Origin of the sequence: Streptomyces sp. SID5469, from assembly GCF_009862865.1 — a bacterium.
GTDB classification, from domain to species: Bacteria; Actinomycetota; Actinomycetes; order Streptomycetales; family Streptomycetaceae; genus Streptomyces; species Streptomyces avermitilis.
Genome location: NZ_WWIN01000001.1, coordinates 5353256 through 5371824, shown reverse-complemented (window position 1 = coordinate 5371824; position 18569 = coordinate 5353256). Strand labels below are relative to the sequence as shown.

Annotated in this window: 16 protein-coding genes and 1 pseudogene; 10 read left to right on the top strand and 7 right to left on the bottom strand. The window is 69.7% G+C overall.

The features are described from left to right. Positions 1-103 precede the first annotated feature (103 nt). The 3 genes from GTY58_RS22970 to GTY58_RS22960 all read left to right on the top strand — a co-directional run bounded on the left by GTY58_RS22970 (position 104) and on the right by GTY58_RS22960 (position 3756). Positions 104-1930, top strand: a complete 1827-nt coding sequence (locus GTY58_RS22970; protein WP_010985815.1) for an acyl-CoA dehydrogenase — start codon at positions 104-106, stop codon at positions 1928-1930. Between the two features lie 155 nt (positions 1931-2085). Next, positions 2086-3384, top strand: coding sequence for a M18 family aminopeptidase (locus tag GTY58_RS22965; protein WP_010985814.1), 1299 nt, complete (start codon positions 2086-2088; stop codon positions 3382-3384). Between the two features lie 123 nt (positions 3385-3507). Next, the gene (locus GTY58_RS22960) at positions 3508-3756 is read left to right on the top strand and encodes a hypothetical protein (protein WP_010985813.1); all 249 of its coding nucleotides are present in this window, start codon (positions 3508-3510) and stop codon (positions 3754-3756) included. A 48-nt stretch (positions 3757-3804) separates the two neighbouring features. Here GTY58_RS22960 and GTY58_RS22955 read toward each other — a convergent pair. Further along, positions 3805-5623 (bottom strand): annotated as a pseudogene (locus GTY58_RS22955) (thioredoxin-like domain-containing protein). 151 nt (positions 5624-5774) lie between these two features. On the opposite strand from GTY58_RS22955, the gene GTY58_RS22950 reads away from it, so the two are divergent. Further along, on the top strand, positions 5775-6008 hold the full coding sequence (locus GTY58_RS22950) for a hypothetical protein (RefSeq protein WP_010985810.1): 234 nt from the start codon (positions 5775-5777) through the stop codon (positions 6006-6008). A gap of 203 nt (positions 6009-6211) precedes the next feature. Further along, a complete protein-coding gene (locus tag GTY58_RS22945; RefSeq protein ID WP_010985809.1) occupies positions 6212-6706 on the top strand; it encodes an LURP-one-related family protein in 495 nt (164 codons plus the stop codon). A 67-nt stretch (positions 6707-6773) separates the two neighbouring features. Here GTY58_RS22945 and GTY58_RS22940 read toward each other — a convergent pair whose 3' ends face one another. Beyond that, positions 6774-7580, bottom strand: coding sequence for a carbon-nitrogen family hydrolase (locus GTY58_RS22940; protein WP_010985808.1), 807 nt, complete (start codon positions 7578-7580; stop codon positions 6774-6776). A gap of 155 nt (positions 7581-7735) precedes the next feature. Here GTY58_RS22940 and GTY58_RS22935 point away from each other — a divergent pair, with 155 nt between their 5' ends. After that, positions 7736-8560, top strand: a complete 825-nt coding sequence (locus GTY58_RS22935) for a maleylpyruvate isomerase family mycothiol-dependent enzyme (RefSeq protein ID WP_010985807.1) — start codon at positions 7736-7738, stop codon at positions 8558-8560. Positions 8561-8715: 155 nt separating this feature from the next. Here GTY58_RS22935 and GTY58_RS22930 read toward each other — a convergent pair whose 3' ends face one another. Both GTY58_RS22930 and GTY58_RS22925 read right to left on the bottom strand, forming a co-directional pair. Further along, the gene (locus GTY58_RS22930) at positions 8716-10020 is read right to left on the bottom strand and encodes an MFS transporter (protein WP_037647763.1); all 1305 of its coding nucleotides are present in this window, start codon (positions 10018-10020) and stop codon (positions 8716-8718) included. Between the two features lie 38 nt (positions 10021-10058). Further along, positions 10059-10742: a GntR family transcriptional regulator gene (locus GTY58_RS22925; RefSeq protein ID WP_010985805.1), complete on the bottom strand. Its 684-nt coding sequence runs from the start codon at positions 10740-10742 to the stop codon at positions 10059-10061. A gap of 197 nt (positions 10743-10939) precedes the next feature. Between GTY58_RS22925 and GTY58_RS22920 the strand changes: the two genes are divergently transcribed. Then, positions 10940-11836, top strand: a complete 897-nt coding sequence (locus GTY58_RS22920; RefSeq protein WP_042493425.1) for a D-alanyl-D-alanine carboxypeptidase — start codon at positions 10940-10942, stop codon at positions 11834-11836. Positions 11837-11912: 76 nt separating this feature from the next. Here the strand turns inward: GTY58_RS22920 and GTY58_RS22915 are convergent, their stop codons facing one another. From GTY58_RS22915 to pdhA, 3 genes are read right to left on the bottom strand one after another with little or no spacing between them, the layout of a single operon-like run. Next, positions 11913-13310 carry a dihydrolipoamide acetyltransferase family protein gene (locus GTY58_RS22915; protein ID WP_037647761.1) on the bottom strand — a complete coding sequence of 466 codons (1398 nt, stop codon included), beginning with the start codon at positions 13308-13310 and terminating at the stop codon, positions 11913-11915. 10 nt (positions 13311-13320) lie between these two features. Continuing rightward, positions 13321-14298, bottom strand: a complete 978-nt coding sequence (locus tag GTY58_RS22910; RefSeq protein WP_010985802.1) for an alpha-ketoacid dehydrogenase subunit beta — start codon at positions 14296-14298, stop codon at positions 13321-13323. A 1-nt stretch (position 14299) separates the two neighbouring features. Further along, entirely contained in the window at positions 14300-15520 is a 1221-nt protein-coding gene (gene pdhA, locus GTY58_RS22905; RefSeq protein ID WP_010985801.1) for a pyruvate dehydrogenase (acetyl-transferring) E1 component subunit alpha, read from the bottom strand. Between the two features lie 414 nt (positions 15521-15934). On the opposite strand from pdhA, the gene GTY58_RS22900 reads away from it, so the two are divergent. The 3 genes from GTY58_RS22900 to GTY58_RS22890 all read left to right on the top strand — a co-directional run bounded on the left by GTY58_RS22900 (position 15935) and on the right by GTY58_RS22890 (position 18389). Further along, positions 15935-16594 (top strand): response regulator, encoded by a 660-nt coding sequence (locus tag GTY58_RS22900; protein ID WP_010985800.1) that lies wholly within the window; start codon positions 15935-15937, stop codon positions 16592-16594. Between the two features lie 162 nt (positions 16595-16756). Next, positions 16757-17251 (top strand): pyridoxamine 5'-phosphate oxidase family protein, encoded by a 495-nt coding sequence (locus GTY58_RS22895; RefSeq protein WP_010985799.1) that lies wholly within the window; start codon positions 16757-16759, stop codon positions 17249-17251. Positions 17252-17384: 133 nt separating this feature from the next. Continuing rightward, the gene (locus GTY58_RS22890; RefSeq protein WP_171033167.1) at positions 17385-18389 is read left to right on the top strand and encodes a phosphotransferase; all 1005 of its coding nucleotides are present in this window, start codon (positions 17385-17387) and stop codon (positions 18387-18389) included. Positions 18390-18569: the final 180 nt, after the last annotated feature.

The following is an 18569-nucleotide window of genomic DNA, read 5'->3' as shown; positions in this document are numbered from 1 at the left end:
TTGCTTCTTATTACCGACGGGTAGCATCATCTTAGCTACTTGCTGGTACGTGTACGAGGCTGCTAGATCGCCGGCCTCCCCGATCCCTTACGGAGCCGTCGCCATGGGGCACTACAAGTCGAATCTCCGCGACATCGAGTTCAACCTCTTCGAGGTGCTCGGGCGCGACAAGCTGTACGGCACCGGCCCGTTCGCGGAAATGGACACCGACACCGCCAAGAGCATCCTCGAGGAGCTGACCCGCCTTTCGGAGAACGAGCTGGCGGAGTCCTTCGCGGACGCCGACCGCAACCCGCCGGTCTTCGACCCCGAGACGAACACCGCGCCCGTCCCGGCGTCCTTCAAGAAGAGCTACCAGGCCTTCATGGACTCCGAGTACTGGCGCCTCGGCCTGCCCGAGGAGATCGGCGGCACCACCTCCCCCCGCTCCCTGATCTGGGCGTACGCGGAGCTGGTGCTCGGCGCCAACCCGGCGGTCTGGATGTACTCCTCCGGCCCGGCCTTCGCGGGCATCCTCTTCGAAGAGGGCAACGAGGTCCAGAAGCACATCGCGAAGATCGCGGTCGAGAAGCAGTGGGGCTCCACCATGGTGCTCACCGAGCCGGACGCCGGCTCGGACGTGGGCGCGGGCCGCACCAAGGCGGTCCAGCAGGAGGACGGCTCCTGGCACATCGAGGGCGTGAAGCGGTTCATCACGTCCGGTGAGCACGACATGTCGGAGAACATCCTCCACTACGTGCTCGCCCGTCCCGAGGGCGCGGGCCCCGGCACCAAGGGCCTGTCCCTCTTCCTCGTACCGAAGTACGAGTTCGACTTCGAGACCGGCGAGCTGGGCGAGCGCAACGGCGCGTACGCGACGAACGTCGAGCACAAGATGGGCCTCAAGGCGTCCAACACCTGCGAGATGACCTTCGGCGACCGCCACCCCGCCAAGGGCTGGCTGATCGGCGACAAGCACGACGGCATCCGCCAGATGTTCCGCATCATCGAGTTCGCCCGCATGATGGTCGGCACGAAGGCGATCTCGACCCTGTCGACCGGCTACCTGAACGCCCTGGAGTACGCCACGGAGCGCGTCCAGGGTCCGGACCTCGCGAACTTCATGGACAAGACCGCGCCCAAGGTCACCATCACGCACCACCCGGACGTGCGCCGCTCGCTGATGACGCAGAAGGCGTACGCGGAGGGCATGCGCGCCCTGGTGCTGCACACCGCCGCGATCCAGGACGACATCCAGGTCAAGGAGTCCGCCGGCGAGGACACCACCGCCCTCGAGGCCCTCAACGACCTGCTCCTGCCGATCGTCAAGGGCTACGGCTCCGAGAAAGGCTACGAGCAGCTCGCCCAGTCCCTGCAGACCTTCGGCGGCTCCGGCTTCCTCCAGGAATACCCGATCGAGCAGTACATCCGCGACGCCAAGATCGACACCCTGTACGAGGGCACGACCGCGATCCAGGGCCAGGACTTCTTCTTCCGGAAGATCGTCCGCAACCAGGGCACGGCGCTGAACTCGCTGGCCGAGGACATCAAGAAGTTCCTGGCGATCGGCACCGGCGGCGAGGAGCTGGCCCCGGCCCGCGAGCAGCTCGCCAAGGCGGCCGTCGAGCTGGAGGCCATCGTCGGCCTGATGCTCACGGACCTCGCGGCGACCGAGCAGGACGTCAAGAACATCTACAAGGTGGGCCTGAACACCACCCGCCTGCTGCTGGCCTCGGGCGACGTGGTCGTCGGCTACCTGCTGCTGCGCGGTGCCGCGGTGGCCGCCGAGAAGCTGGAGACGGCCTCGGCGAAGGACAAGCCGTTCTACACGGGCAAGATAGCGGCGGCGAAGTTCTTCGCGGCCAACGTCCTGCCCGGCGTCACCGGCGCCCGCAAGCTGGCCGAGGGCGTCGACCTGGACCTGATGGAGCTGGACGAGGCCGCGTTCTAGCCCGACCAGGGGCAAAGCGCCACCCTCCCCCCACCGGGGCGGGCGACGAAGCCGCACCCGTCCTTCCGATCGGGTGTCCGCCCTTCACATCCCCCTTACGAGGGCCCGCTCCCCATCCCGGGGAGCGGGCCCTCGCTCGTCGTTAAGGTGAACGTATGAGCAACCCAGTCCGCTTCGACCGCGGCCACACCGACGACCTCATGTCCTTCCTGGCGGCGAGCCCGTCGCCGTACCACGCCGTGACGAACGCCGCGGAGCGGCTGGAGAAGGCCGGCTTCCGGCAGGTCGCCGAGACGGACGCGTGGGACTCGACCAGTGGCGGGAAGTACGTGGTGCGTGGCGGCGCGCTCATCGCCTGGTACGTCCCCGAGGGCGCCGACCCCCACACGCCGTTCCGGATCGTGGGCGCTCACACCGACTCCCCCAATCTCCGGGTGAAGCCCCGGCCGGACAGCGGGGCGCACGGCTGGCGGCAGATCGCCGTGGAGATCTACGGCGGACCGCTGCTCAATTCCTGGCTCGACCGCGATCTGGGCCTGGCGGGCCGGCTGTCGCTGCGCGACGGCTCCACGCGCCTGGTGAACATCGACCGCCCGCTGCTGCGCGTGCCCCAGCTCGCCATTCACCTCGACCGTTCCGTCTCCACCGACGGCCTGAAGCTCGACAAGCAGCGTCATCTTCAGCCCATCTGGGGTCTGGGCGGCGACGTCCGGGACGGCGACCTGATCGCGTTCCTGGAAGCGGAGCTGGGGCTGTCCGCGGGCGAGGTGACCGGTTGGGACCTCATGACCCATTCCGTCGAGGCCCCCTCCTACCTCGGCCGCGACAACGAGCTGCTGGCCGGCCCGCGCATGGACAACCTGCTGTCGGTGCACGCGGGCACGGCGGCGCTGACCGCGGTGGCCGCCGCCGACGCCTCGCTCGCGTACATCCCGGTGCTCGCGGCGTTCGACCACGAGGAGAACGGCTCGCAGTCGGACACGGGCGCCGACGGACCGCTGCTCGGATCGGTGCTGGAGCGCTCGGTGTTCGCGCGGTCGGGCTCGTACGAGGACCGGGCACGCGCCTTCGCCGGCTCGGTCTGTCTCTCCTCCGACACGGGCCACGCCGTCCACCCCAACTACGCGGAGCGGCACGACCCGACGCACCACCCGCGCGCGGGCGGCGGCCCGATCCTGAAGGTGAACGTCAACAACCGCTACGCCACGGACGGTTCGGGTCGCGCGATCTTCGCCGCCGCCTGCGAGAAGGCGAACGTCCCCTTCCAGACCTTCGTCTCCAACAACTCCATGCCCTGCGGCACCACCATCGGCCCGATCACCGCGGCCCGCCACGGCATCCGCACCGTCGACATCGGCGCGGCGATCCTGTCGATGCACAGCGCCCGCGAACTGTGCGCCACCGACGACCCGTTCCTGCTGGCGAACTCGCTGGTGGCGTTCCTGGAGGGCTAGGGCCTGTCCGGCGGATCAGGCCGGTCCCCGCCGTCGGGAGCGACCGGCTCCGCATGGGTGTACGAGTCCCGGGTACCCGGGTCCCAGCCGGAACTACCGGCTGGGACAGGGAGGGCAGGACTCATGGGCCTGGGTGGATGCATCATTCTGATCGCCGTGGGGGCCATCCTCACGTTCGCCACCGACTGGCACATGGAGGGGATCAACCTCCCTCTGGTCGGTGTCATCTTCATGATCGTCGGCCTGATCGGGGTCGCGACCTTCAGCAGCATCGCCCGCCGGAGGCGGGTGGTGATGCCGCCCAGCGCCCCGGTGATCGAGGAGGAGCGGCACCACCACCGTGACGGCTACAGCGACGGGTACGGCGTGTAGCAGCTGGTTGCCCCCCGCCCGGCAGCGGACGCTGCCGGGCCCCGTCCGTCAGGCGTCCATGCCCGCCAGCACCAGCGGGAGCCGGTCCGCGCCGCCTTCCGTGAGGCGGACCGGCACGCCCCAGTCCTGCTGGTGGACATGGCAGGCCGGGTACTCGTTCGCGGGGTCGTCGTCGCAGGACGCCGCCATCGCGGAGACGTGCAGCACACCCTCCGGTATCGCGGGGTTCAGCTCCAGCGTGCGGGACAGGTCCGGGTCCGCCCCCTCCCCGTTCAGCAGCAGCTCGGGCGGGGTGGAGGAGACCAGCAGGCGGGTCGACGGGCCGTAACGGGTGTCGAGCTTCTGCCCCGCGGGCGCCTGGAAGATCACATCCAACTGGAGCCTGCCGGGCGCCACTTCGGTCGCCGCGCGCTGGGTGCGATGGGCGACCGAGGCCACTCGTACCGCCTCCTCCGGCAGCCGCAGCCGGGTCAGCCGATGCCGGGCCGACTCGACGACCACGATGTCGTCGCCCACGAGCACCGCGTCGCTGGGCTCCCGCAAGTCCGTGGCCAGCGTGGTCACTTCGCCCGTCGCCGGGTCGTAGCGCCGCAGCGCGTGGTTGTACGTGTCGCTCACCGCGACCGAGCCGTCGGGCAGCGCCGTCACCCCCAACGGGTGCTGGAGCAGCGCCTGTTCGGCGTCCCCGTCCCGATGCCCGAAGTCGAACAGGCCGGTGCCGACGGCCGTGTGGACCGCTCCGTCCAGGTCCACCCAGCGCAGGGCGGACGTCTCGGAGTCCGCCAGCCACAGGCGGTCCGCGGTCGCCGCGAGTCCCGACGGCTGGGCGAACCACGCCTCCTCACCCGGTCCGTCGACCAGCCCCTCGTTCGTCGTGCCCGCCCCGACCTCGACCGTCCCCGCCGCCGGGTCGTACGTCCACAGCTGGTGCACCCCCCGCCATCGCGATCCACACCCGGCCGCCGAAGACCGCCACGTCCCACGGCGACGACAGGTCGACCTCGCGGGCCGGACCGGAGGCCGGCGAGCCCTGCCACCACTGCCGGCCGGTGCCCGCGAGCGTCGTGACCTCGCCGGTCGCGAGGTCCAGGCGGCGCAGCGCGTGGTTCACCGTGTCGGCGACGACCACTACGTCCTCGTCGAGCAGCGTCATGCCCTGGGGCTCACTGAAGCTCGCCGCGTCGGCCGGGCCGTCGGCGAATCCCCGGATGCCCGACCCGATCCGCCGAACCACCGACTCGCCGTCCGCCGCCAGCTCCACCAGCTGATGCCGGGTGGTGTCGCTGACCAGGAAGTTCCCCGAGGGCAGCAGGAGGGCCTTGCCGGGGAAGCGCAGCACCGTGGGCTCGGGCTCCGGCGCCACGTACGGCCCGTCGCCGCGGCGCAGGGTGCCCTTGGCCTCGTGCTCCGCCTCCAACTCCGCGACGAGCGCGGCGATGGCGTGGGCGTGCCCCTCGCCCGCGTGCTGGGCGACGACGTACCCCTCGGGGTCGATCACGACGAGCGTCGGCCAGGCGCGGACGGCGTACTGCTTCCAGGTCGCCAGCTCGGGGTCGTCGAGGACCGGGTGCTCCACGCCGTACCGCTCGACCGCGTCCACCACCGCCTGATGTTCCGCCTCGTGAACGAACTTCGGCGAGTGCACACCGATGATCACCACCGTGTCCCGGTGCTTCTCCTCCAGCTCCCGCAGCTCGTCCAGGACATGCAGACAGTTGATGCAGCAAAATGTCCAGAAATCCAGGACGACGATGCGTCCTCGCAGGTCAGCGAGGGTGTACTGCTTGTCTCCCGTGTTCAGCCAGCCGCCCTTGCCGATCAGCTCGGGGGCGCGCACACGGACGCGGCGGGGTGCGGAGTCGTTCATGCGTCAAGGGTGCCATCCGGGTGAACGGGGCCACTGAGCCTGTGGATAACTCGGTCACTCAGCGTGCTCGATTCCGTCCGGGATGCGTTCGGGTCGTAACGGAGAGATGCTCGACGCACACGGAGGGGGGTCACTGTAAAGGAGCAGTTCCATGCCACGGAACACCAAGGACTCGAACATGCGCGACGACGACACCCGCAACCGCGGCCCGCAGCGCGACCGGATGCGGGGCGAGGGCGAGATAGTCGACCGCGAGGGGATGCCTCCGTCGCGCGGCTCCCGGCGCGAGGACGACATGCGCGACCGCGAGCAGGGGCGGGAGCGGATGCGGGACGAGGAGGAGCTCCTCGGCGAGGAGAACAAGCGGGGCGAGGGCTACCGGTAGTCGGAAGCCACGGTCCACGACGAGTCCCCCGCGGGCGGGTTGCCGCGGGGGACTTTGGCGGGTCCGGTTCCTGCGCGTCCGGTTCGGACGGTCGGGTGGTCAAGCAGTCGGGTGGTCAAGTAGTCGGGTGGTCGGCGGACGGGACTCGGCCCGTCGGCCTATCGGCGGCGTTTCGGACCCGCCACGGGGGAAGCCCTCACCGTATGAGATTCCTCGTACGCGACCGGCTCCTCGGCTTCGGTGACGACTACTGGATCGAGGACCAGCACGGCAACAAGGTGTTCCTGGTCGACGGCAAGGCGATGCGGCTGCGGGACACCTTCGAGCTGAAGGACACGCAGGGACGTGTGCTGATCGACATCCACCAGAAGATGTTCGCCCTGCGGGACACGATGGTGATCGAGCGGGACGGCGAACCGCTGGCGACGATCAAGCGCAAACGCCTGTCCCTGCTGCGCAACCACTATCGCGTCACCCTGGTCGACGGCACGGAACTCGACGTCAGCGGCAAGATCCTGGACCGCGAGTTCGCCATCGACTACGAGGACGAACTCCTGGCCCAGATCTCCCGGCGCTGGCTGCACGTCCGGGAGACGTACGGCGTCGACGTCGTCAGGGACGACGCGGACCCGGCGCTGCTGATCGCGGTGGCGGTGTGTGTGATCCACCTGGCGGAGAAGGAACGCGGAGAGGACTGAGGGCTGGAGGGCTGGGGGACTGGAGGGCCGGAGGACTGGACCGGAGGACCGCTGGAGGGCCGGAGGGCTACGGCGCTTGCCTGCGGGCGGTGGACGTCGACCCCAGCACCCGGTCCTTCAGCGCCGGGAACTGTTCCCGCGTCACGGCCACCTTCGCCGGGTCGAACTCGACCGTCAGGATCTCCTCGTCCGTCCCGGCCTCGGCCAGCACCTCACCCCACGGATCGACCACGATCGAGTGACCCGCCTGGGGAACTCCCGCATGCGTACCGGCCGTTCCACACGCGAGCACGAACGCCTGGTTCTCGACGGCCCGCGCCTGAGCCAGCAGCGTCCAGTGGGAGCGTCGGCGCTCCGGCCAGCCCGCCGGGATCACGAGCGTCTCGGCGCCCGCGTCGACGAGCCCGCGGAAGAGCTCGGGAAAGCGAAGGTCGTAGCAGGTGGCCACGCCCACGGTCGTCTCCGGCAGCCGCACCGTCACCAGCTCGCTCCCCGCCCCCATCAGCACGGCCTCGCCCTTGTCGAAACCGAAGCGGTGGATCTTGCGGTACGTGGCGGCGAGTTCACCCCCGGGGGTGAAGACGAGGGAGGTGTTGTACAGGGTGCCGTCCGGCGCGCGCTCGGGGATCGAGCCGGCGTGCAGCCACACGCCCGCCTCGCTCGCCGCGTTCGCCATGGCGTCGGACGTCGGTCCCTCGAGCGACTCGGCCTCCGCGTCGAACGACTCGTAGGCGAACGCACCCGTCGTCCACAGCTCGGGCAGCACCACGAGATCGACACCGGCTTGTTCTCGTACGAGAGACGTCACACGCCGCCGACGCGAATCAACCGATTCGCCCTCGTCTACACGGATCTGGAGGAGAGAGGCGCGCACACTACCACCGTCCTGGCATTCGAGCCGTCCATACGGGCCTACGATCGTCACACGAAAGCACTGCCGGGGTGCCTCACAGCAGCGTAACTTAGCGTTCCGAGGCACCCACCGCCCGCGCACTGCCCGCGTTCCAACCGCCCGAGGGGTCCCGTTCCGTGAGTCTGCATCCCACTCTTCAGCCCTACGCCGACGCCTGGACCCACTCGATCGAAGCGATATCCGAGCTGGTGACGCCGCTCGTGGAGGGTGAGTGGAACCGGCGTACGCCCTGCCCCGGCTGGTCGGTGAGGGACCTCGTCTCGCATGTCATCGGCCTCGACTGCGAGATGCTCGGCGACCCCCGTCCGATCCACACCCTCCCCCGCGACCTGTTCCACGTCACGAACGAGCACCAGCGGTACATGGAGATGCAGGTCGACGTCCGCCGTCATCACACGGCGCCGGAGATGACGTCCGAGCTGGAGTACACGGTGATCCGGCGCAACCGGCAGCTGCGGAACGAGTCGCGGGCCCCAGAGACGAAGGTGCGCGGGCCGCTGGGCTCCGAGCCGACCCTCGAAGAGGCCATGCGCAACCGGGCGTTCGACGTGTGGGTGCACGAGCAGGACCTCCGCGCCGCCCTTGGCCGGCCGGGGAACCTGGACTCGCCGGGTGCGTACATCACCCGCGACGAACTGCTCGCCGCCCTCCCGAAGGTCGTCGCCAAGAACGCGGGTGCCCCCGCGGGCTCGGCGGTCGTCTTCGACGTCCACGGTCCGGTCGAGTTCCTGCGGACGGTACGCGTCGACGCGGAGGGCCGCGGTTCGATAGACGGCACCCCCTCGCTCGGCCCGGCGGTGACCCTGACGCTCGACTGGGAGACGTACTACCGCCTGGCCTGCGGCCGGGTGACGGCGGACGTCGTGAAGGACCGCATCAAGGCGGAGGGCGACCCGGAGCTGACCGCGGCGATCCTGCTGTCGTTCGCGGTCACGCCGTAACCGGGGGGCGGGGGCTCGGGTCCCCCACCTCACGCCTCACCCTTCACGCGCGCGGTTTCAGCTGGTGCGGGGGCCGGCCCGGGCGAACCTCGGCGTCGGCTGGCGTCCCCGCCGGCCTCGTCCCCTGCCTCCGCTCCGGCCCGCCGACCGCGTGCCTAGGCAGGCACGTGCACCGTCTCCACCCGGCTGGCCACCAGCCGCTCCCGCTCCCGCCGGGCGGCCTGCTTCCGCAGTCGCAGGATCTGGCTGATGCCGACGGCCTGGAGGACGAACACCGCGGAGAACGCCACGCCGTAGTCGTCACCGGTCGCGTCGAGCAGGACCCCGATCGCGAACAGCGTCGTCATCGAGGCGACGAAACCACCCATGTTGGTGATCCCGGACGCCGTCCCCTGCCGCTCCGGCGGATTCGCGGGGCGCGCGAAGTCGAAGCCGATCATCGACGCCGGCCCACAGGCTCCCAGCACCGTGCACAGCACGATCAGCATCCACATCGGGGCCCGGTCGGCCGGGTAGGCCAGCGTGAGTGCCCACACCACCGCCGTCGACGCCACCGTGCCGAGCGCCAGCGGCAGCCGCGCCGCGTGATGCCGGGCGACGACCTGGCCGTACACCAGTCCCACCACCATGTTGGAGAGCACCACCAGGGTGAGCAGCTCCCCCGCCGTCGCCCGGGACAGCCCCTGCGCCTGCACCAGGAACGGCAGCCCCCACAGCAGCAGGAACACCATCGCCGGGAACTGCGTCGTGAAGTGCACCCACATCCCCAGGCGCGTGCCGGGCTCGCGCCAGGACGCCGCGATCTGCCGTCGTACGTACGCCGATCCGTGGTGCGGGAACGGCTCCGGCTCGTGCCCCTCGGGGTGGTCCTTCAGGAACAGCAGCAGGAGTACGAGGACCACGACCCCCGCGGCCGCGCTGCCCGCGAACGCCGCCGTCCAGCCCACCCCGTGCAGCAGCCGGGCGAGGACGAGCGTCGAGACCAGGTTGCCCGCCATGCCGACCAGACCCGCGAGCTGGGCGACCAGCGGACTGCGGCGGGCCGGGAACCAGCGTGTGCCGAGCCGCAGCACGCTGATGAAGGTCATCGCGTCACCACAGCCCAGCAGCGCGCGTGAGGCGAGCGCCATGCCGTACGAGGAGGAGAACGCGAAGCCCAACTGCCCCGCCGTGAACAGCACCACACCGATGGCCAGCACCTTCTTGGTGCCGAGCCGGTCGACCAGCAGCCCGACCGGTATCTGCATGCCCGCGTACACGAGGAGCTGGAGGATCGAGAAGGTGGACAGGGCCGAGGCGTTGACGTGGAAGCGGTCCGCGGCGTCGAGCCCGGCCACCCCCAGCGACGTACGGAAGATGACCGCGACGAAGTAGACGGAGACACCGATGCCCCAGACGGCAACGGCGCGGCGCCCGCCGGGCGGGTCCCCGGGGAGCGAGACGGCGCCGCCGGAGCTCATCGGTCCGCGCCCCCCGCCCGTCGGTCCGCGCCCCGCGCTCATCGGACCTCGCCCCGGGCCAGGTTGGAGAACCAGCTGACGTGCTGGTGGATGATGCCGACGACGGCCTCCGCGTCACCGGAGCGCAGCGCTTCGAGAATCGCCTCGTGCTCGGTGAGCGTCTTGGTGATCCGGTCGGGGTGGGCGTGCATCACGGCGACGCCCATCCTCAACTGCCGGTCGCGGAGCTGGTCGTAGAGCCGGGAGAGGATCTCGTTGCCCCCGCTGCGCACGATCTCGGCGTGGAAGCAGCGGTCGGTGACGGCGGCGCCGGCCAGGTCCCCGGCCGCGGCCTGCTCCTTCTGCTTGGCGAGCAGCTCTTCGAGACGGGCGATCAGCTGCGGCGAGGCGGGGACCGCCTTCCGCGCGGAGTGCTCCTCGACGAGCTGACGGGTCTCGACCACGTCCGCGATCTCCTGGGCGGAGACCGGCAGGACGAGAGCTCCCTTTTTCGGGTAGAGCCTGATCAGCCCTTCGACCTCCAGCCTCAGCAGCGCCTCCCGCACGGGAGTCCGTGAGACCCCGACCTCCTCGGCCAGTTCGCCCTCGGTGAGCAGCGTCCCGCCTTCGTAACGGCGTTCCAGAACGCCCTGCTTGACGTGCGCGTACACCCGGTCGGCGGCGGGCGGCCGCTTGAGGGTCGGCTGCTCGGGCGCGGGGGCCGCGGACGGGGCTGAAGACATGCACACATCTTAGATACAACACGTACGCATGAAGGGGCCGTTCCACGATGTGGACCGAACGCATCCGTCACAACAAACTCTCCAGCAAGTGCACATCCTTTTGTGCTACTCACGAGTCTCACGAGAAAGCGGCACCTTCATCTGGCCGCTTTTCAGGGGCATTTCAGTGCTTTAGAGACGCAATCGGAGCGTTCAACTTGATTACCGGCATTAAGGGCGGGCGGATCCGCAGGGCTGCCGCCGCAGTGATCACTGCCGGCGCCGTGCTCTCCACCGGCGCCCTCACCGCGGCACCCGCGCAGGCCGTCACCAAGCCCACGATCACCGCCAAGGGCGGTTACGTGATGAACAACGGCACCGGAAAGAGCCTGTACACCAAGGCGGCCGACACCAAGCTCTCCACCGGCTCCACCACCAAGATCATGACTGCCAAGGTGGTGCTGTCGCAGTCGAACCTGAACCTGGACGCCAAGGTCACGGTCCAGAAGGCGTACAGCGACTACATCGTCGACAACAACTACGCCTCCTCGGCGCACCTGATCGTCGGCGACAAGGTCACCGTCCGTCAGCTGCTGTACGGGCTGATGCTGCCGTCGGGCTGCGACGCCGCGTACGCGCTCGCCGACAAGTTCGGCAGCGGCTCGACCCGGGCCGCGCGGGTGAAGTCGTTCCTCTCCAAGATGAACTCCACGGCCAAGAGCCTGGGCATGACGAACACCCACTTCGACTCGTTCGACGGCATCGGTCACGGCAGCAACTACTCGACGCCGCGCGACCTGACGAAGCTCGCCAGCAGCGCGATGAAGAGCTCCACCTTCCGCACGGTCGTGAAGACGAAGTCGACGAAGCAGAAGGCGACGACCAAGAGCGGCGGCTACCGCTACTACAACTGGGACAACACCAACCCGCTGCTCGGCACCTACACCGGCACGATCGGTGTGAAGACGGGCTCGGGCCCCGAGGCCAAGTTCTGCCTGGTCTTCGCCGCCACCCGCAACGGCAAGACGGTCATCGGGACGGTCCTCGCCTCGACGTCGGTCGCCAACCGCACGGCGGACGCGAAGAAGCTGCTGAACTACGGCTTCGCGGTCTGATCCGCACCCACTCACCACGACGAAGGGGACCGGCCGCTCGTCCGCGGTCGGTCCCCTTTGTCGTGGCCGGTGGGCGCTAGGCCCAGGTGATCAGCCGCTTCGGCTGCTCCAGGATCGCCGCCACGTCGGCCAGCACCTTGGAGCCCAGCTCGCCGTCGACCAGGCGATGGTCGAAGCTGAGCGCCAGCGTGGTGACCTGTCGGGGCTTGACCTTGCCCTTGTGGACCCACGGCTGGAGCTTGATCGCGCCGACCGCGAGGATCGCGGACTCGCCGGGGTTGAGGATCGGCGTGCCCGTGTCGACGCCGAAGACGCCGACGTTCGTGATCGTGACCGTGCCGCCCTGCATGGCCGTCGGGGACGTCTTGCCCTCGCGGGCCGTCGACACCAACTCACCCAGTGACTCGGCCAGTTGCGGCAGCGTCTTGGCGTGGGCGTCCTTGATGTTCGGGACGATCAGACCGCGCGGGGTGGCCGCCGCGATGCCCAGGTTCACATAGTGCTTGAGGACGATCTCCTGGTTCGCCTCGTCCCAGGACGCGTTGATGTCCGGGTTCCGCTTGATCGCGACCAGGAGCGCCTTGGCGATGAGGAGCAGCGGGTTCACCCGCAGGCCGGTGAACTCCTTGTCCTGCTTCAGCTCCTCGACCAGCTTCATCGTGCGCGTCACGTCCACCGTCACGAACTCCGTGACGTGCGGCGCCGTGAACGCCGAGCCGACCATCGCCGCCGCCGTCGCCTTGCGGACGCCCTTGACGGGGACACGGGTCTCACGAGCCGTGTCGTACGCGGCCACCGGCGCCGGGGCCGGGGCAGCGGGCGTCTGCACGGGCTGGGGTGCCGGCGGCGGTGGCGCCACCGCCGCGTGCACGTCCTCGCGCGTGATGACGCCGTCGGGGCCCGACGGCGTGATCGTCGCGAGGTCGACGCCCAGGTCCTTGGCCAGCTTGCGCACCGGCGGCTTCGCCAGCGGACGCTGCTTCACCGCGCCGTGTCCGTTCAGCTCGCCCTGGATGCCCTGGAGAACGGTCGCTGCGAAGTACGTGCCCTCCGCAGCGGGCTCGCTCGCCGGCGCGCTCTTGCGCGGACGGCGCTTGGTGGAGGACTCGGCCACCCCGTAGCCCACGAGGACGGGCTTGCGGCCCTCGGGCTTGGGCTCCTCCTGGACCGGAGCCTCCTGCGCGGGCACGGGGATCTCCGCCACCGGTGCGTCGCCGGCCACGTCCACCGCGATGATCACCTGTCCCACGTCCACCGTCGTCCCCTCGGGGAAACGGAGTTCGCGTACGACACCGTCGTACGGAATGGGGAGTTCCACGGCCGCCTTCGCGGTCTCGACCTCGCAGACGACCTGGCCGTCGGTGACGGTGTCGCCGGGCTGGACGTACCACTTGAGGATCTCGGCCTCGGTGAGTCCCTCACCCACATCGGGCATCTTGAACTCACGCACGGACGCCTCAGTCATCGTCGTCACGACCCTCTCCTCAGTACGCCAGCGAGCGGTCGACGGCATCGAGCACCCGGTCAAGGCCCGGAAGGTACTCCTCTTCCAGACGCGCCGGCGGATACGGGGCGTGGTAGCCGCCGACCCTCAGCACGGGTGCCTCCAGGTGGTAGAAGCAGCGCTCCGTGATGCGGGCGGCGATCTCCGCGCCCGTGCCCAGGAACACCGGCGCCTCGTGCACCACGACCAGACGGCGGGTCTTCTCGACGGAGGCCTGGACGGCGTCGAAGTCGATCGGCGACATGGAGCGCAGGTCGACGACCTCCAGGGACTTGCCCTCCTCCTCGGCGGCGGCCGCGGCCTCCTGGCAGACCTTCACCATCGGGCCGTACGCGGCGAGCGTCAGGTCGGTGCCCTCACGCACCACACGGGCCTTGTGCAGCGGGTCGGGGATCGCCTCGACGTTGACCTCGCCCTTGTCCCAGTAGCGCCGCTTCGGCTCGAAGAAGATCACCGGGTCGTCGCTCTGGATGGCCTGCTGCATCATCCAGTACGCGTCCGACGCGTTGGACGGGGAGACCACCTTGAGGCCCGCCACGTGCGCGAAGAGCGCCTCGGGGGACTCGGAGTGGTGCTCGACGGCGCCGATGCCGCCGCCGTACGGGATGCGGACGACAACGGGGAGCTTGATCTTGCCGAGCGCCCGCGCGTGCATCTTCGCGAGCTGCGTGACGATCTGGTCGTACGCCGGGAAGACGAAGCCGTCGAACTGGATCTCCACCACCGGGCGGTAGCCGCGCAGGGCGAGACCGATCGCCGTGCCGACGATGCCCGACTCGGCGAGCGGGGTGTCGATGACCCGCTCCTCGCCGAAGTCCTTCTGCAGGCCGTCGGTGACGCGGAAGACGCCACCGAGCTTGCCGACGTCCTCACCCATGATCAGAACCTTGGGGTCGGACTCCAGGGCCTTGCGCAGCGACTCGTTGATCGCCTTGGCGATCGCCATCTTCTCGGCCATGTCAGTTACCCCCCTGTCCCGCGGCGGAGCCGCCGTCAGGCTCCGTCGTGAACGACGCCTGGTAGGCGGCGAACTGCGCCCGCTCCTCGTCGACGAGCGCATGCCCGTCCGCGTACACGTTCTCGAAGATGGCGAAGTGGTCCGGGTCCGGCATGGCACGCACCACTTCGCGCACTCGCCTTCCCAACGCCTCGCTCTCCACCTCGAGTTCCGCGAAGAATCCCTCGTCCGCGTGGTTTGAGGCCTCGAGATACGTGCGCAGACGCAGGATCGGGTCCTTCGCCTCCCACGCCTCGCGCTCCTCGTCGGCCCGGTACTTGGTCGGGTCGTCGGAGGTGGTGTGCGCGCCCATGCGGTACGTGAACGCCTCGACCAACGTGGGCCCCTCGCCCCGGCGGGCCCGCTCGAGGGCCCACTTGGTGACGGCGAGGCAGGCCAGTACGTCGTTGCCGTCGACGCGGACGCCCGGGAAGCCGTAGCCCTGCGCGCGCTGGTAGAGCGGGACGCGGGTCTGCTTCTCGGTGGGCTCGGAGATCGCCCACTGGTTGTTCTGGCAGAAGAAGACGACAGGGGCGTTGTAGACCGCGGAGAAGGTGAACGATTCGGCGACGTCACCCTGGCTGGAGGCGCCGTCACCGAAGTACGCGATCACGGCCGAGTCGGCGCCGTCCTTGGCGATACCCATGGCGTAGCCGGTGGCGTGCAGCGTCTGCGAGCCGATGACGATCGTGTAGAGGTGGAAGTTGTTGCTGTTGGGATCCCAGCCGCCGTTGTTCACGCCGCGGAACATGCCGAGCAGGTTGGTGGGGTCGACCCCGCGGCACCAGGCGACGCCGTGCTCGCGGTAGGTCGGGAAGACGTAGTCGTCGTCACGGGTGGCCCGGCCCGAGCCGATCTGGGCGGCCTCCTGCCCGAGCATCGAGGCCCACAGGCCCAGCTCGCCCTGGCGTTGCAGGGAGGTGGCCTCTGCGTCGAAGCGGCGGCTCAGCACCATGTCCCGGTACAGACCGCGCAGCTCTTCGGGGGTGATGTCCGCGACGTACGCGTCGTACTCGGGGTTCTTCACCCGCCGGCCGTCGGGCGTGAGCAGCTGAATCAGCTCGTGCTCGGCGCCGGTCGTGCTCGGTGACTTCTTGGCGCCGGGGCTGGTGCGCTTGGCTGCGGCGCTCTTCGTACCGGCGCTGCGTCGCGGCTTTCGCGCGGCAGTGCTCTCCACGGTCACGTGTGCTCCTCCGTCGGTCCGGCCCCCGGGGTTGCCGGGTGGCTGGGGGTTCCCCCTGCTCGCTTTTTGAGCTTGGGGAAGCGACTCGCCTGCTCCAGTACCCGTGCACGGGGTGGGTGCCACTCGGCCAGGAACAGGCGTGACAGGTGCCCCGGCGAGCGCCCTGCACCATGCACGTTACCCAGTGCCCCACATTTCTGTGAAACCCCTACTGACCTGCGATTTTGCTTGGATTTCCAAGTACTTTTCGGTAGGACGTCCGAGTAAATCGCGTCAATCGGGAAACAGCCGCTGGTCACGCCATTGGTTACAGCCTTGCAGGGGGCCGGAACACCGGCACGTTATCCCGGAGACCCCGGGCGCGGGAAGAGTCCACTCCGGGCGGACATAGGGGTCCTGTGTGAGACTTACCCAGTGAGCGAATCCGGAAAAATAACTGTATTCCTCTTGGACGACCACGAGGTGGTCCGCCGAGGAGTGCACGACCTGCTCTCGGGGGAGGACGACATCGAGGTCGTCGGCGAGGCGGGGACGGCCGCCGACGCCTTGGCACGGATTCCGGCCACCCACCCGGACGTGGCCGTGCTGGACGTACGGCTCCCGGACGGCAGCGGTGTGGAGGTGTGCCGTGAGATCCGCTCGCAGAACGACGCCGTCAAGTGCCTGATGCTGACCTCCTACGCCGACGACGAGGCCCTCTTCGACGCCATCATGGCGGGCGCCTCCGGGTACGTCCTGAAGGACATCCGCGGCAGTGAACTGCTGGCCGCGGTACGCGACGTCGCGGCCGGGAAGTCCCTGCTCGACCCCGTGGCCACCGCCCGCGTCCTGGAGCGGCTGCGCGAGGGTGGCGGCCCCAAGGAGGACGACCGGCTCGCGCACCTGACCGATCAGGAGCGCAGGATCCTCGACCTCATCGGCGAGGGGCTCACCAACCGCGAGATCGGTGAGCGGCTGCACCTCGCCGAGAAGACGATCAAGAATTATGTATCGAGTCTGCTTTCCAAACTGGGGATGCAGAGACGTTCGCAGGCGGCCGCCTATGTGGCGCGCATACAGGCGGAAAAGAGCTGATCAGGGCTTGTCCGGCGGAAAAGAGCCGGTCAGGGCTTGTCCGGCGGGGAAGACCAGTCAGGGCTCGGCCGGCGGATCAGTCAGGCGATTCGGGACTTACGTCCCGGCCAATGGGGGCGGGTTCCCCTTTTCCACGGCCCCTCGGTGCCACAGATTTGAGGCATGCCCACCAACGAACACCTCGCCGTCGAACTGATCGGCCGCGCCGACCACGGCCGGGTGGCCACGAGCATGCGCGCGCTGCCCTTCCTCGTGTGCGTCCGCCACATCGTGCTGGCCGGACGCGTACTGCTGCGCCTGCACAGGGGCTGGGGGTACCACCGGGCCTGCGTGGGCAGTGTGGTGGCCTACGGCTCCGACAACCTCGGGCGCCCCGGGCCGGGCGGGAACCTGTGGTCCGCGCAGATCGTGGGCCGGTGTGAGGCGATCGAGCCGACCGCCGCACAGATCGCGCTCTTCGGCCCGGCGCCGGGCCGCGTGGACGGCGAGCCCTTCGACCCCGTGTATCTGCGCATCGAGCCGCAGCTCGGCACGGTGCACTTCATGGACGATCACACCATGGACGATCGCTCCATGAACGATCACTCCGTGGAGGGACTCTCCATGGACGATCGCCCCGTGCCGGTGGCCGGAACGCCGCTTCGGAGCCGACCGTGATCGAGTCCACGCACTTCCGGTGATCGAAAATGACTGCCTGTGACAAGGCCCAGCTCAAGGGCCTGTCCGGTGCCCTAGCATCTGGCGCGTGCCGCGCCCATCTGTACCACTGCCTGTGCTTCACGCGCCCCCTGTGTCCCACGCACCCCCTCTGGGCACCCTCCTCCGCCAGTACGCCGCCGGGTCCGCGCTCACCTGCGTCCCCGTGGATCAGGGGCTGCTCAACCGCGGCTACCGGGTCGCCACGACCCGTGGCCGCTACTTCCTCAAGCACCACTTCGACCCCGAGACCGCCGACCCGGCCGCGATCGCCCGTCAGCACCGGGCCACCCAGCGCCTGGCGGACCTCGGCGTACCAGTGGCACCGCCACTGGCCGGCAACGACGGGCGCACGGTCGCGGTCGTCGGCGGCCACGCGTACGCCCTGCACCCGTGGATCGACGGACGGCACCGGCACGGCGGCCAGCTCACGGCCGAGCAGTGCGGGCGGCTGGGGGCGCTGCTGGGCGTGGTGCACGCGAGCCTGGAACGGGTGATGCCGGCGCAGGGCCGGGCACCCGCCGAGCCGGCCGAGAGCGCCGACCCCGCCGACACCTTCACACTCATCGACGATCTCCTCGGCCGCGTACGCCGCCACCGGCCCTCGGACGCCTTCGACGAACTGGCCCGGCACCGGCTTCTCGAACGGCGCGCGCTGCTGGAGCAGCACGCGGACCGACGGCCGCCGCGGGGCGGCTCGGTGGGGTGGGTGCACGGCGACTTCCACCCGTTCAACCTGCTCTACAAGGGGGACGCGCCGGCCGCCATCGTGGACTGGGACCGGCTCGGCGTACAGCCCCGCGCGGAGGAGGCGGTACGGGCCGCGGTGATCTTCTTCGTACGTCCCGTCGGCACGCTCGACCTCCCCAAGGCACGGGCCTACGCGCGCGCGTACCGCCGTACCGCGGACGCCAAGCCCTCCGAGCTCGCGGCCGCCGTGCACCGCGTGTGGTGGGAGCGCCTCAACGACTTCTGGATGCTGCGCTGGCACTACGAACGCGGCGACACCCGGGCCGACTCCCAGTTCCCGGCCGCCTCGGCGCTGGCGGTGTGGTGGACGCGGGAGTACGACGCGGTGTGCGAGGCCTTCAGCGGCTGAACGGCGCGCGGTACCGGGCCGGGGCGGTGAGAGGGGCGGAAACGCCACGCGCGCGTGGCGCCCGTTTTCGGGGCGCACGCGCGCGTGAAGGGTGTTCTTGTCGGGAGGGCCGCTGTCGGCGGCCCGTCCGGGCAGGCCGGTCGAAGGTCCCATCCGGGCAGGCCGGTCGAAGGTCCCGAC

Coding starts and splice junctions, on each gene's coding strand:
- GTY58_RS22970 (WP_010985815.1), top strand. CDS start 104: ATGGGGCACTACAAGTCGAATCTCCGCGACATCGAGTTCAACCTCTTC.
- GTY58_RS22965 (WP_010985814.1), top strand. CDS start 2,086: ATGAGCAACCCAGTCCGCTTCGACCGCGGCCACACCGACGACCTCATG.
- GTY58_RS22960 (WP_010985813.1), top strand. CDS start 3,508: ATGGGCCTGGGTGGATGCATCATTCTGATCGCCGTGGGGGCCATCCTC.
- GTY58_RS22950 (WP_010985810.1), top strand. CDS start 5,775: ATGCCACGGAACACCAAGGACTCGAACATGCGCGACGACGACACCCGC.
- GTY58_RS22945 (WP_010985809.1), top strand. CDS start 6,212: ATGAGATTCCTCGTACGCGACCGGCTCCTCGGCTTCGGTGACGACTAC.
- GTY58_RS22930 (WP_037647763.1), bottom strand. CDS start 10,020: ATGAGCTCCGGCGGCGCCGTCTCGCTCCCCGGGGACCCGCCCGGCGGG.
- GTY58_RS22925 (WP_010985805.1), bottom strand. CDS start 10,742: ATGTCTTCAGCCCCGTCCGCGGCCCCCGCGCCCGAGCAGCCGACCCTC.
- GTY58_RS22910 (WP_010985802.1), bottom strand. CDS start 14,298: ATGGCCGAGAAGATGGCGATCGCCAAGGCGATCAACGAGTCGCTGCGC.
- GTY58_RS22895 (WP_010985799.1), top strand. CDS start 16,757: ATGCCCACCAACGAACACCTCGCCGTCGAACTGATCGGCCGCGCCGAC.